This is a genomic window from Mesorhizobium sp. WSM4822, from assembly GCF_055811155.1.
On record NZ_JBVVQM010000001.1, the window covers coordinates 507678 to 520952 of the forward strand.

11 protein-coding genes are annotated in these 13275 nt (G+C 62.7%); 3 read left to right on the top strand and 8 right to left on the bottom strand.

Going from position 1 to position 13275, the window contains the following annotated elements; genetic code table 11:
* Positions 1 to 11: 11 nt before the first annotated feature.
* Genes hisD through AC0L3E_RS02555 form a run of 3 tightly spaced genes read right to left on the bottom strand, consistent with a single transcriptional unit; the run spans position 12 to position 3773 of the window.
* Positions 12 to 1319: a histidinol dehydrogenase gene (gene hisD / locus AC0L3E_RS02545; protein WP_128306937.1), complete on the bottom strand. Its 1308-nt coding sequence runs from the start codon at positions 1317 to 1319 to the stop codon at positions 12 to 14.
* Positions 1316 to 2338 (bottom strand): 3-hydroxyisobutyrate dehydrogenase, encoded by a 1023-nt coding sequence (gene mmsB / locus AC0L3E_RS02550; protein WP_306462312.1) that lies wholly within the window; start codon positions 2336 to 2338, stop codon positions 1316 to 1318. Before mmsB ends, hisD begins: the two co-directional genes overlap by 4 nt.
* Entirely contained in the window at positions 2262 to 3773 is a 1512-nt protein-coding gene (locus AC0L3E_RS02555; protein WP_128306938.1) for an aldehyde dehydrogenase family protein, read from the bottom strand. Before AC0L3E_RS02555 ends, mmsB begins: the two co-directional genes overlap by 77 nt.
* Before the next feature lie 86 nt (positions 3774 to 3859).
* Here AC0L3E_RS02555 and AC0L3E_RS02560 point away from each other — a divergent pair, with 86 nt between their 5' ends.
* From AC0L3E_RS02560 to AC0L3E_RS02570, 3 genes are all read left to right on the top strand, one after another.
* Positions 3860 to 4858 (top strand): 4-hydroxythreonine-4-phosphate dehydrogenase PdxA, encoded by a 999-nt coding sequence (locus tag AC0L3E_RS02560; RefSeq protein ID WP_128306939.1) that lies wholly within the window; start codon positions 3860 to 3862, stop codon positions 4856 to 4858.
* Positions 4859 to 4894: 36 nt separating this feature from the next.
* Positions 4895 to 5896 carry a LacI family DNA-binding transcriptional regulator gene (locus AC0L3E_RS02565; RefSeq protein WP_024505477.1) on the top strand — a complete coding sequence of 334 codons (1002 nt, stop codon included), beginning with the start codon at positions 4895 to 4897 and terminating at the stop codon, positions 5894 to 5896.
* Between the two features lie 79 nt (positions 5897 to 5975).
* Positions 5976 to 6743 (top strand): SDR family NAD(P)-dependent oxidoreductase, encoded by a 768-nt coding sequence (locus AC0L3E_RS02570; RefSeq protein WP_128306940.1) that lies wholly within the window; start codon positions 5976 to 5978, stop codon positions 6741 to 6743.
* Between the two features lie 148 nt (positions 6744 to 6891).
* On the opposite strand, the gene AC0L3E_RS02575 is transcribed toward AC0L3E_RS02570, so the two are convergent.
* From AC0L3E_RS02575 to AC0L3E_RS02595, 5 genes are all read right to left on the bottom strand, one after another.
* Positions 6892 to 7902 carry an ABC transporter permease gene (locus AC0L3E_RS02575; protein ID WP_024504864.1) on the bottom strand — a complete coding sequence of 337 codons (1011 nt, stop codon included), beginning with the start codon at positions 7900 to 7902 and terminating at the stop codon, positions 6892 to 6894.
* Positions 7903 to 7926: 24 nt separating this feature from the next.
* Entirely contained in the window at positions 7927 to 8910 is a 984-nt protein-coding gene (locus tag AC0L3E_RS02580; protein WP_024504865.1) for an ABC transporter permease, read from the bottom strand.
* A complete protein-coding gene (locus AC0L3E_RS02585; protein ID WP_024504866.1) occupies positions 8907 to 10460 on the bottom strand; it encodes a sugar ABC transporter ATP-binding protein in 1554 nt (517 codons plus the stop codon). Before AC0L3E_RS02585 ends, AC0L3E_RS02580 begins: the two co-directional genes overlap by 4 nt.
* A gap of 84 nt (positions 10461 to 10544) precedes the next feature.
* Positions 10545 to 11786, bottom strand: a complete 1242-nt coding sequence (locus tag AC0L3E_RS02590; RefSeq protein WP_024504867.1) for a sugar ABC transporter substrate-binding protein — start codon at positions 11784 to 11786, stop codon at positions 10545 to 10547.
* A gap of 426 nt (positions 11787 to 12212) precedes the next feature.
* Positions 12213 to 12926, bottom strand: a complete 714-nt coding sequence (locus AC0L3E_RS02595; protein WP_024504868.1) for an HAD-IA family hydrolase — start codon at positions 12924 to 12926, stop codon at positions 12213 to 12215.
* Positions 12927 to 13275 lie beyond the last annotated feature (349 nt).

The window sequence follows — 13275 nt, forward strand, 5'->3', positions numbered from 1 at the left end:
GTCGCCGCGATTTATTCAGCGGCGGCCGCATAGGGGACGTTGCGCCCGCCATAGCGACGGACACGAACGTTTGCCTGCTCCGCATGGCCGGCGAACCCTTCAAGTATGCAAAGGCGCGAACAGTATTCGCCGATCATTGCCGAGGCCTCATCGGTCAGGACGCGTTGATAGGTAACGGTCTTCAGGAACTTGCCGACCCAAAGGCCGCCGGTGTAGCGGGCGGCTCCCGCCGTCGGCAGCGTGTGGTTGGTTCCAATCACCTTGTCGCCATAGGCGACATTGGTTCGCGGCCCGAGAAACAGCGCCCCGTAGTTCGTCATCCGCTCGAGGAAGATATCCGGATCGCGTGTCATGACCTGCACATGTTCCGATGCGATGCGGTTTGCTTCACCGACCATTTCGTCCTCTGTCGAACACAGGATCACCTGGCCGTAATCCTCCCATGCGCGACGGGCGACGACGGCAGTCGGCAAGATGGTCAGCAGCCTTTCGACCTCTGCGATCGTGGCTTTGGCGAGGGCCTCTGAATTGGTCAGCAAGACTGCCGGTGAGTTGGGACCATGCTCGGCTTGGCCGAGAAGATCGGTCGCGCATAGCTCGGCGTCGACGCTGTCATCGGCAATGACCAGGGTTTCCGTCGGACCGGCGAAGAGATCGATGCCGACCTGCCCATAGAGCTGGCGCTTGGCTTCCGCCACAAAGGCGTTGCCTGGACCGACCAGCATGGCAACGGACTGGATGCTTTGTGTACCCAGTGCCATGGCGGCTACGGCCTGCACACCGCCGAGACAGTAGATTTCATCCGCGCCTGCCAGGTGCTGGGCCGCAACGATCGCCGCGGCAGGGCGCCCCTCGTAAGGCGGCGCAGCCGTGAAGATGCGCGGCACGCCGGCAACCTTGGCCGTGATGACCGACATATGGGCCGAGGCCAGCAATGGATATTTTCCGCCTGGCACATAGCAGCCGACGGACTGAACGGGGATGTTCTTGTGCCCAAGAACAACGCCCGGCAGGGTTTCGATCTCGATATCGCGCAACGCTTCGCGCTGATGCTGCGCGAAGTTGCGAACCTGTTCCTGCGCGAAGCGGATGTCGCTCAGGTTCTGTTCGGACAGTTCCGCAAGGCAGGCGCGTATTTCCGCATCGGTAAGGCGAAAATCCTTGCGGTCCCATTTGTCGAAGCGGATCGAAAGCTCGCGCACCGCAACATCACCACGCGCACGGACATCTGCGATGATGCCCTCTACAGTGGCTCTGACGGTGGCCTGATCGGCTGCCACGGCGCTCGGATCGCGCCCCTCTTTGAGTTTGCGGATCACTTGGTCGCCCCTTCCGTCGTCCTGCCTTCGAAGTAGCTGTCGAGATCGAGCGCCAGTTTGATGATGCTCGAATAGTCCTCGCCGGCATGTCCATTCTGGCAATGGATGGCGAAGAGCTCTGTTGCCAGATTTCCCATCGCTGCCAGGACTTTCGAGCTGTTCGCCAGTTCCTTGGCGAGCCGCATGTCCTTCAACTGGAAATCCGAGCGGAAACCGCCGGCAAAACCGTTGGCAGAGGGCACATTCTCCATCAGGCCCGGGAATGGGTGATAGCGCTCGAGCGCGTAGTTGTTGCCCGAGGAGTTGCGCATCACATCGCTGAGGATTGCTGGGTCGAGACCATTGGCGACACCGAGTGCCAGCGCCTCGACAGTTCCCGCCATGCATATTCCGGACAGAATGTTGTTGCAGAGCTTCGCCGTGTGGCCCGCTCCCGAAGCCCCGACATGATAGATGCGCTGTCCCATTGCTTCCAGCAGAGGGCGGGCATGCTCGACATCCGTGGCCTCGCCGCCGACCATGAAAGTCAAAGTGCCGGAATGGGCGCGCGGCGTCCCGCCTGAAACCGGTGCATCGATCATGCGCCGGCCGGCGGCGCGGGCGGCAGCGGCGATTTCCACGGTGACGGTCGATGAAATCGTGCTGCTATCCATCAAGAGCGCACCCTTGCGGGATGCCGCGATGACACCCGACGCTCCAAGATAGGCGTCGCGGACATTGTCTCCGGTCGGAAGCATGGTGATAACCACATCGGCCGATGAGGCCGCCTCGGCGGCGGAGGTGGCACGTTTCACGCCCTGCTTCTCAGCCGCGTCCTGTGCGGCCGAAGACGGGTCGAAGCCAATGACTGGAAAGCCAGCTTGGACCAGATTGCGGGTCATTGGTTGACCCATATTGCCAAGTCCAAGGAAAGCGACGGTTTTCACTTGAGCATTCTCCCGGTCAGGCAGCCGACGTGTTGACGATGACGGTCTTCGACCAGGTGAAATGCTGGACCATGCTTGCCAGCGAGAGCTCACGTCCCATGCCGCTCATTTTCGTCCCCCCATATTCGATGTTGGCTTCCGCGACGGCAAACTGGTTGACCTGCACGAAGCCGGCGTCGATGCGCGACACGAAGTCAAACGCCGCCGGGAGGTTTTCCGTGAAAATCGTTGCCGCGAGGCCGTAAGGCGTATCGTTGGCCTCCTGCAGCACGGTCTCGAAATCGGTAAAGCGTGAGACAGTCGCGACCGGCCCGAAGATCTCGTCGCGGCAAACGGGTGAGCTTGCGGGAACGCCCTCGATCAGCGTCGTCGAGTAGTAGTAACCCTTGTCCAGACCTTCGGGACGCTGGCCGCCGCAAAGGATACGGGCGCCGGGCGTCTGCCGCGCCATTTCGATGTAGCGTTCGACACGATCGAACTGCTTGCGCGATACGATACAGCCCACCTGTGTCGCTTCATCCAGCGGGTTTCCAACCCGAAAAGACGTAATGCCGGCCAGGACGCGCTCGATCACCGCATCATAAATGGCGTCGTGGATATAGATCCGCGTACCGGCGGAACACGACTGGCCCTGACGCTGAAGCCGAAGCCCCTGCAGAATGCCACGCGCCGCGCGATCGATATTGGCATCGGCCAGGACGATGTTCGGATTCTTGCCGCCGAGTTCGGCTGTGACTGGAACGATCTTGTCGGCGGCGTAGTGCATGATCATGGCGCCGACCGCGCTCGATCCGGTGAAGCTGATCTTGCGTACAGCCGGATGTTGGCAAAGCAGGCGACCTGCTTCCTCGCCGAGCCCGGTGATTGCGTTCGCGACGCCGGGTGGCAGAACCGCCTGCAGCAGTTCGAACACCCGAAGCACTGCCAAGGGTGCTTGCTCGGCCGGCTTTAGCACGACGGTGTTGCCCGCGGCGAGTGCCGGGGCGATCTTGCTGGCAAGCTGCATCAGCGGTGCATTCCACGGAATGATCGCGCCAACGACACCAAGCGCCTCGCGTCGCGTATAGAGCAGCCGGCCAGGATCGGGCGGATAGGTCTGGCCGTTGATCTCGCCAGCCAGGCCACCGAAATAACGCAGGATGTCGACCATGGTGCCGGCTTCATTGCGCGATTGGGTTGGAAGTGCGTTACCAGTCTCCAGCGACGAGAGCCGGGCAATGTCTTCACGGAAGCCGTCGAGATGATCGGCTGCCCGCATGAGCAGGGCGCCGCGCTCTCTCGCCGGCGTTGCCGACCAAGACCGGAACGCAAGGGAAGCCGCATCCACCGCAGAATTGACATCCTCTATGCCGCAGCGTGGCGCGGAGCCGATGATCTCTTCGGTGGCGGGGTTCTCGATATCGAATTGCGCGGTTGTGAGCGCTTTTCTCAAGCCGCCGCCGCAGACGATCTGGCCCGAAAGTCGTCTCGCTTCCGTGGTTTGCGCGCCGATGCGCGCTTCAAGGGAGTCTATTGCAAAGGCGTTCATACGAAATGGCTTCTGTCGTTTTTGATTGAGCATACGTATGCACTCTGTTAGACATTTGAAATGAGTTTGTCAAACAGGAGTGAGAAATGTCTGTGACAACAATCGGCCTCGTCGCTGGAGACCCATCCGGTGTCGGTCCGGAACTTTGTGCCAAATTGGTCAATGCAAAAGGGCGCCAGAGTGACCGTCGCGTTGCCGTCTTTTGTGGGAAAGGGAGCTTTCGCGACGGAATGCGAATCGCTGGTCTCTATGCTGAAATCCCGGTCGTCGATAGCGTCTCATCGATTCCGGAGCGTGGCGGCGTGGCGCTGATTTCAGGGCTGGATCGAGACGGCTACAAACCCGGTGTGGCGAGCGCGGAGGGCGGAACTGCCACGCTCGCGGCGCTGGAGAGTGCAGCGGACGCGGCCGGGGCAGGGCAGCTCGATGCGATTGTCTATGGTCCGCTCAACAAACAGGCGATGTGGCTGGCCGGTCACAAGGCGATCGACGAACTGCATTTTTTCTCAAGTCGCCTCGGGGTTACCGGCTTCTGTTGCGAAATGAATAACCAGGGGGCTCTCTGGACGGCCCGCGTAACCTCGCATATCCCGCTTCGCGCCGTGGCCGACAACATCTCCGTGGAGTCCATCATTGCGGCCACGGTGGCCGGCGCCAAGGCGGTCGAATCATCAAGCGGCAAACGTGCGAGAATAGCCGTTGCCGGCCTTAACCCGCATTTGGGAGAAGGCGGCGCAATGGGCACTGAGGAGATCGAGATTATCCTCCCCGCTATCGAAAGGCTAAAGGAGCTTGGATACGATGTCGCCGGCCTCTATCCGGCCGATACCGTCTTTCTGCGTGTGGGGCCGGAGAAGCTCGACTTGATCATCACCATGTTCCACGATCAGGGCCAGATCGCGCTGAAGACACTCGGTTTCGCCAACACCTCGACCGTTCTTGGCGGATTGCCGCTGCCAATCGTTACCGCCTCGCAAGGAACAGCCTACGACATTGTCGGCCAAAATCGCGCCGACCCCGCCGGCCTGACAGCAGCGTTTGATCTCGCGCATCGTCTTGCTATTGCTGCGCGCAAGGCAGCATAACAGGCGCAAAAGCTGATTTGCGCAAGGATTCAATGCATGAGACGGTCAACTTCGGTGGATGTCGCGCGGGAGGCTGGCGTATCGCAATCGACAGTGTCTCGCGCACTCGCCGGCGACGGGAGGATTTCAGAGGAGACAAAGAAAAAGATTCGCAAGACGGCGGAGCGCTTGGGCTATACGCCAAATGGGATCGCGCGAAGCCTGCAGACGAAGAAGACGAATATGGTTGGCCTGATCATGGCCGATATCCTCAATCCGTTCTACCCGGCCGTCCTGGAAATCTACACCCAGAAGCTCAACGCCATGGGCAAGCAGCTCCTGTTGCTTTCCGTGCCCAAGGGTTTCGAAGTCGATGACGTGCTGCCATCGATGCTTCAGTACGAGATCGACGGTTTGATCGTCACGTCAGCTGTGTTGTCGTCGCGAATGCGCGACATCCTGCACAACAGGAACACCCGGGTGGTTCTGTTCAACCGCTCCGTCGACGACTTTTCGATCAATTCAGTGTGCTGCGAGAACAGGTCCGCTTCTATGGAAGTTGCCGCCCTTCTTGTTGCCGCAGGGCATAGGCGTATAGCCCTTATAGGGGGCCGCCCTGATACGTCGACCCACCGTGAACGTAGCGCCGGCTTTCAGGATGAATTGCGCCGCCATGGAGTCCAAATCATTGGCGAGCAATTCGGCGAAAACACCTATGGCGGGGGTTACAGGGCAGCGATCAATCTGCTGTCCGGCCCGACTCCCCCGGACGCCATCTTCTGTATCGCCGATGTCATGGCGCTTGGCGCGTTGGATGCCGCGCGCTTCGGGCTTGGGTTGAAAGTTCCGCGCGATGTTTCCATCGTGGGCTTCGATGACATTCCCTCGGCCGCCTGGCCGGCATACGACCTCACCACCTTCCGCCAGCCGATCGAGGCGATGGTGGGGCGGTCGCTCTCCCTGCTGTTTGATCCGGCAGACTTTCCACCAGCGGCTATTCGCATACCCGGCGAACTGATCATTCGCGGCTCTACCAACATTGGTCCTGCAACCGCCTGAACTGATCAACGCCAGGATACTAATTTAGCAAATGCGTGCGCATACGTATTCCCAATTTCAAACAAATGGAGAGAGATTTATGGAGGAAAATCAAGTCGCGCCAAATTTCAGGCTGGACGGAAAACGAGCGCTCATTACGGGAGCTGGGCGGGGGCTGGGACTGGCCGCCGCCCATGCGCTCGCCCACTTTGGTGCCGAGGTTGTTCTGGCCGCCCGCACATTGAGCGAGGTGGAGGCTGCCGCGGCCAATATCACTCGCGCGGGCGGACGAGCCGAAGCCATCGCTCTCGATATCCGGGACGTTTCGGCAGTGAGTGAAGCTGTTTCACACAGCCCGGCATTTCATGTGCTGGTCAACAATGCCGGGATGAACCGCACCAACCCATTTCTTGATGTAACGCAGGCCGATTTCGATGATATCATGGGCCTCAATCTGCGTGCTTCTTTCTTTGTTGCGCAGATCGTCGCGCGACGCATGGTAGAGCAAGGCGTGAGTGGCAGCATCATAAACATGTCGTCGCAGATGGGCCATGTCGGTGCCGCGACGCGCAGCGTCTACTGCGCCTCTAAATGGGCGATGGAGGGGATGACCAAGGCTACGGCAATAGATCTGGCTCCATACAAGATCCGTGTCAACACCGTCTGCCCGACGTTTGTCGAAACGCCGCTCGCTCAGAATTTTCTCAAGAATGAGGCCTTCAGGGCGGAGGTGCTGTCCAAGATAAAGCTTGGCCGCATCGGTCATGTCGACGACATAACCGGGGCGGTTGTCTTCCTGGCGTCCGATGCATCCTCTCTCATGACGGGATCGTCCATGATCATCGACGGCGGTTGGACTGCGGACTAAGAACCTGCTGGAGGGTCGCATGATCTGGATGCCGGACAGGCGAACCCCGGAATGAGAGCGCGATTTCAGGAACGGCGCTCGTAAGCCTTCGTGCCCGAGGTTTGGCGGGCGGTGTTCTGATCGGATCGGCGGCGAGCCGGGCGCGCCATCAGCGTCGCGAAAAGCCGTCGAGCATCACTGCGAAGATGATGATGGCGCCTTTCAGGATCGCCTGTTGGGCGGGTCCGACGCCAGTGATGCTCAACCCATTGTCGACGACGCCGATGATCAGCGTACCGAGCAGCACGCCGACGATGCTGCCCTTGCCGCCCGACAGGCTGACGCCGCCGATGGCAACCGCGGCGATCGTCGATAGTTCGAGGCCGGTCGTCTGCGCCATCGTGGCGCTCATGTAGCGCGACATGCTGATTACGGCGCCGATCGCATAGAAGCTGCCGGCAATGGCGAACACGATGATGCGCACGCGCACCACGCGCACGCCGCTGATGAAGGCCGATCGGGAATTGCCGCCAACGGCGTAGATTTCGGCCCCGAAAGCGGTCCGGTGCAGGACGAAATAGCTGAGCGCCACGATCGCGAAGAACAGGATGACCGGGTTGGGCACGTAGAGCAGGCTGCCCTGGCCGATGAAGGCAATGCTCGAGGGGATGCTGTCGACGAAGCCACTGCCGGTCACCTGATAGGCGAGCCCGACGCCGATTTGCCAGACGCCAAGCGTCACAATCAGGGATGGCAACCGCAGCCGTGCCACGAGGAAACCGTTGGCGGTGCCGAACGCGACGCCAACGAAGAGCATCACCGGGATGGCGAGAAGCGGAGAGATCGCGACGCCGAGAAGGCTGAATTGCGGGTTGGTGGTGACGAGGCTGCCGCCGACCATCAGCGTCACCGCCACGATGCCGCTCACCGAGAGATCGAGGCCTACCGTGAGCACCACGAACGCCTGCCCGCAGGCGGCAATGCCTCGGATGGACGACTGGATCAGCACGTTCGCGAGGTTTTCGGTGCCGATTGTGGCGCCGCGCGTGACGATTGCGAACCCCGCGATCAAGGCGGCGAGGATGAGCAGGCGCACGAAGTCGTCGCTGGTCAGTACGCCGAAGCCAAAGCCTCGGCGGCCCGGCCCGGTATTCGCTTCCCGAAGTTGGTCGACGATCACTCTGGTTGCCTCCGCAATTGCATGTCAGGCCGTGATGCGGGTTGGCCGCTCGCGGCGGCGGAAGAATTCGATCGACACCGCCAGGATGATGACCGCACCCTTGACCGTGTTCTGGACGTCGGTGCTGGCGCCCATGGCGCCGAGGCCGCTGTCGATGACGGCGAGGATCAGTGTCCCTAACAACACGCCGAGCACGGTGCCGCGGCCGCCATAGATGCTGACGCCGCCGATCGCGACAGCGGCGATGCTGTCGAGCTGCAGCCCGCTCAGCGTCCTGATCGAGACCGACATCATCCGCGATTCGATCGACAGGGCGGCGAGTGCGACCATCAGTCCCGAGATCACGAAGACGAGGAACTGCACGCGCCGGACCTTGATGCCGGAGAGATACGCGCTGGCGGAATTGCCGCCGACGGCATAGACGGCCCGGCCGAAGGACGTGTGGCTGAGCACGAAATGCGCCAGCGCGAAGAGCAGGAGCATCTCAATGACCGGCACGGGCACGCCCCGGATCGAGCCCTGTCCCAGCATGCTAAGGCTCGAAGGCAGATCGGTGATCGTGTAGCCGCCGCCGACGAGTTGGGCGAGACCCAGGCCGATCTGCCACATGCCGAGCGTCGCGATCAGCGCGGGCACGCGCAGCCGCGCGACCAGCAGGCCGTTGACGGCGCCCATCACGATGCCGACGAGCAGGATAATCGCGATACCGACGGGAACTGGCCAAGGATCGCCGCCGACCATGTTGAGGTCGAAGCGGCTGGTCAGCGTGGAAGCGCCAAGTACGCTTGCGAAGACGCCGATGCCGTAGAGCGACACGTCGATGCCTCCCGTCAGGATGACAAAGGTCTGGCCGATAGCGGCTATGCCGATGATGGAGCTCTGCAGCAGGATGTTGGACAGCCCGCGCGCACTGTAGGTAACGCCTCCGGTTAAGAGGCCGAACACGACGATCAGCGCCACGAGCATGAGCGCGCGCAGCACGTTGTCGTTGCGCAGGAAGCTCTTCATCCGTGCGCCTCCGGCACGCCAGCGATATCGGCGCCCTTGTCGCCGCGCACGAGCACCATTTCGAGCAAGTCGCGCTCGCTGACCCGATCGGGCGCGACTTCGCGTGTGATCCGGCCCTGCGCCATGATCAGGATGCGGTCCGACGCCACCATGATCTCGCGCATGTCGGATGACAGCAGCAAAACGCCGACGCCCCGCTCCCGCGCCTGACTGCGGATGACGTCGTAGATCTCCTGGCGGGCGCCGACGTCGATACCCCGGGTCGGCTCGTCGAGAATGAGGAGCTTCGAACCGGCGGCGATCCACTTGCCGATGACCACCTTCTGCTGGTTGCCGCCGCTGAGCAGTCGCACGAGCTTGCCCGGTTCGCGCGGCCGCAGCCCCACATCGTCCATCACTCGGGCCACCAGGCCGCGCACCCGGCGGCCGACGAGCACGCCCGCAGTCGTCACTCGGCTCAGTGCCGGCAGCACGATGTTGAAGCCGACCGAGTGCTCCTGGACGATGCCTTCGGCCTGGCGATCCTCGCTGACGAAGCCGATGCCGAGCCGGCGCGCCTTGCTCGGCGTCATCGTGGCGACGTTCACCGCCACGCCATCGAAGTGAAGGCCGCCCTTGACACGGGTTCCGTCCGGCAGCGCACCGACGATGGCGCGCGCGAGTTCGCTCTTGCCCGCGCCGATCACGCCGGCGATGCCGACGATGGTGCCCTTCGCGATGGTCAGGTCGATTCCTTCGAACAGGCCGTCGGCGGAAAATCCGGAGAGTTCGAGGAGCCTGCCGGCGCCCGGTCCGGCCGCCTGCCGCAACGTTGATGTGCTGTCAACCGGCTTGCCGGTCATGCGCTCGACCAGCGTCGCCATGTCGATTTCGGCGATGCCGCAGCTCTTGACGACGGCGCCGTCGCGCAGGATCGTCACCCGGTCGGCGAGCGCGAAGACTTCTTCGAGTTTGTGCGAGATGTAGACGATGGCGACGCCGCGCTGCTTGAGCACCCTGACGAGGCCATAGAGATTGTCGATCTCGACGCGCGACAAGGCGGAGGACGGCTCATCCATGATGAAGACGGCCGGATCGTAGGAGAGGGCGCGCGCGATCTCCACTTCCTGCTGGTCGGCCACCTTCAGGTCGCCAACCGTGGCATCGGGCGACACTCTGCTGCCCAGCCGCTGCAGGATCTGTGCGGCCTCTTGGCGCGCCTTGGGCCAGTCGACCTTGCCCCAGCGGGCGGGCAGGCGGCCGAGAAGGATATTCTCGGTGACGCTCAGATACTGGACCAGGCCGAACTCCTGATAGACCATCGAGACGCCGTTGCGCTGCGCCTCGGATGGATTGGAAAACTGGGCCTGCTTGCCGCGCACCGTGTATTCGCCGCTGTCGGGCCGCAGCACGCCCATGAGGATCTTCATCAATGAGCTTTTGCCGGCGCCGTTCTCGCCGAGAAGGGCGTGGACCTCGCCGGCGCGCAATTCGAGCGCCACGTCCCTCAGAATCTTGATGCTCCCGAAGGACTTGGTGATGCCCACCATGCTCAGGACGATGTCACCCACGCGTGTCTCACCTGTTCCCTGGATACCGCCCGGCGTCTGTCGCGCGGTGGAATTGCAGCCACCCGCGCGACGAACGGATGCGCCTCAATAGCCGAGGAGGCTCTTGCGGTCGGCGAGCGTCGGGACGGGGAGGCCGATCTCCTTGGTGTCGAGGACTGGCCAGTAGTTCCACTTCCCGAGCGGCATGTCGGTGAAGGCGACGGTTCCGCCCCACATATGCGCTGCATCCGTGTCGATCGTCGCACCCGTCAGGAGCGGCATCGGCAGCAATACCCGGCGCGGCAGCTTGACCGTTCCGGAATTGGCATCGCCGTCGCCCAACGGCTGCTTGAGCACGGTGTGCCAGAGGAACTGCTTCACGACGACATCGATCTGGTGCCACGGGTTGTTCGACACCGTGAAGTCGAAGGTGCCGTCGCGCAAAGGTGCCAGCATCGCCTTGTCGATATCCTGGAGGATGACGACGACGTGGTTCGGATCGCCGGCGGGCGCCAGACGGTCGACGGAGCGCAGGCCCTCTGTGATGGCGCCGGCATCGCCGAACTGGGGATAGATGGCCTTGATGTCGGGATAGCGGGCAAAGGCATCCTGGATAGCCTTGATCACCGACTCCGGCTGGCCGGACGTGTCGACCGATTCGACGATCTCGACGGCGGGATCTCCCGCCAGCCCCAGACCGACGCCGTGGTGACGGGCCTGGCAGATCGGCAGGGCGCGTGCGCCCCAGATCTCCAGCACGCGATAAGGCTTCTCGGCGGTAGCGCCCGCCGTTTTGGCGAGTTCGGAGAATTTCACGCCGATCTGGCCGTTGCCTTCCATCGTGTCGGCATCATAGCCGGCAAAGCCGGTGAGCTTGTCGGTGTTGGCCGGAAGCACCCAGTTGTAGACGTCGATCCCGGATGCGATGGCCTTGTCGATGGTGGTGGCCATGGAGGTCGGGTCGATGGGATGCAGCACGATCGCGTCGTAGGCGTGCGTGGCGATGGCGTCTTCCATCAGGCGCGTCTGCGTCGGCACGTCGAATTCGGCCGAGCTCGTGGTGAAGGTCGCGCCGGCTTCCTCGAGCTGGGTCTGCAGGAGATGCTGCGCGATGACCTGGTAGTCGTCGCCCATCCACACCGGCAAATAGAGCACCTTGTAGGGCGACCCGTCCTGCTTGACGGCGATCCCCTTGTAAGGCTGCCACTGGACACGGCTCGGATCTATGAGACCCTTGATCTTGCCCCAGTCGGCCTCGGGTATGAAGTCCGGTCGCGCGGCTTCCTGGGCCGTCGCGGCAAATGCCAGGGACAGCGAGAATAAAGCTGCCGCTATATATTTCTTCATTGAATTCCTCCTCCAAACTCTTCCTGCCATTCGCGAATGCGGTACCTGGGGTACCGGCATTGCCTCCCTGCTGCGAAAGAAGACCTCCAATTCGTTTGCTGAAGCTATTCGGTGATAGGGGTGATGAATTATAGAAGCATGCAGCCGAACAAATATTGCCTGGAAGCACTGTCCTAAGGCAAATCCCCAACCGAAGTCCTAGCCGCCCCGGCAAGAGGGCTCAAATCGTTGTTCACCATGTCGGCATCGCGAACGGCGAGGAAACGGTGATATTCGGGTGGAGGGATGGCCGCGCTTTGTCGTCACCACGCCCTGCCTTCGCAATCGGGACAGTGTTCTTCGACAAGCTCAGGATGAGGTAGGAAGCGGGCGAGCCTAGGACGACCGAGAAGGAGAATGCCGGCGCCAATGGCGCGACCGCCACCGTCAGGTGTCGAGCTTGGTGGCCATGTCCTCGATGTCGTCGGCGATGACATCCCAATCCGCCTCGGCGGCAAGGTCGATCGCCTGGTTGGGGCCGAATTCGGTGGGACGCAGGAAGAAGCCGGTCATCAAACCGTACTTGCGCGCGTTGGCGAGGTCGCCATTGTGCGCCGACGCCAGCATGACCTCGCCCGGTTCGAGATTGAGCAGCCGGGCGCTGCCCAGGTAGGTGTCGGGATGCGGCTTGAAGCGTGAGAACATGTCGGAGCCGAAGACCACGTCCCACGGCAGGTTCGCGCCCTTGGCCATGTCGACCAGCAGGCGCACGTTGCCGTTCGAAAGCGAGCCGACGATGTATTTGGTCTTCAGCCGCGTCAGGCCCGCCACGGCATCCGGCCAGGCCTTGACGCGATGCCAGCCGAGGTTGATGTCGCGCAGGTCGTCCTCTCTGAAGCCGGTGACGCCAACATCGCGCATGGCCTCGTCGAGCAGTTCGCGATGCAGGTCGTCGAGGAGGCCGTAGTCCCGCGTGCCCGTGGTTACTTCATCGAGCATCCGGTGATAGCCGTGGCGCCATGCGTCGGCGACGGCGGCCCAGTCGCCGTTGACGCCGCGCTTGCCACCGAGTTCCTTCATTTCGGCGACCAGGCTGCCGCGCCAGTCCACCACGGATCCGAATGTGTCGAAGACGATGGCTACGGGTTTCTTGCTGGACATGGCGGTCTTCTCTTCGAATTTGGAAAAGGGGAGCACCGGCGGGTTTCGCGGTGCGTGCTATGAGGCGCATCGTATCGAGGGTCTTCCTCCCATCGAAACTAACGGAGAGCCCGGCCAAGGAAAGTATCCGTTGGGCACCCCCCACCTCGCGGAACGTGGCGGCAGCCTGCGGTGGGGGGGGGGGGGGGGGGGGCGCCCCCCCCCGCCGGCGGGGGGGGGGGGGGGGGGGGGGGGGGGGGGGGGGGGGGAGGGGGGGGGGTGGGGGGGGGGGGGGGGGGGGGGGGGGGGGGGGGGGCGGCGGCGCGCGGGGGGGGGGGGGCCGCGGCGGCGGCGGGCGGGGGGGGGGGGG

What these genes read in the sequence shown, in the direction of transcription:
- AC0L3E_RS02570 (WP_128306940.1), top strand. Translation starts at nt 5,976, where the DNA reads ATGGAGGAAAATCAAGTCGCGCCAAATTTCAGGCTGGACGGAAAACGA.
- AC0L3E_RS02590 (WP_024504867.1), bottom strand. Translation starts at nt 11,786, where the DNA reads ATGAAGAAATATATAGCGGCAGCTTTATTCTCGCTGTCCCTGGCATTT.
- AC0L3E_RS02595 (WP_024504868.1), bottom strand. Translation starts at nt 12,926, where the DNA reads ATGTCCAGCAAGAAACCCGTAGCCATCGTCTTCGACACATTCGGATCC.
- AC0L3E_RS02560 (WP_128306939.1), top strand. Translation starts at nt 3,860, where the DNA reads ATGTCTGTGACAACAATCGGCCTCGTCGCTGGAGACCCATCCGGTGTC.
- AC0L3E_RS02565 (WP_024505477.1), top strand. Translation starts at nt 4,895, where the DNA reads ATGAGACGGTCAACTTCGGTGGATGTCGCGCGGGAGGCTGGCGTATCG.
- AC0L3E_RS02580 (WP_024504865.1), bottom strand. Translation starts at nt 8,910, where the DNA reads ATGAAGAGCTTCCTGCGCAACGACAACGTGCTGCGCGCGCTCATGCTC.
- AC0L3E_RS02555 (WP_128306938.1), bottom strand. Translation starts at nt 3,773, where the DNA reads ATGAACGCCTTTGCAATAGACTCCCTTGAAGCGCGCATCGGCGCGCAA.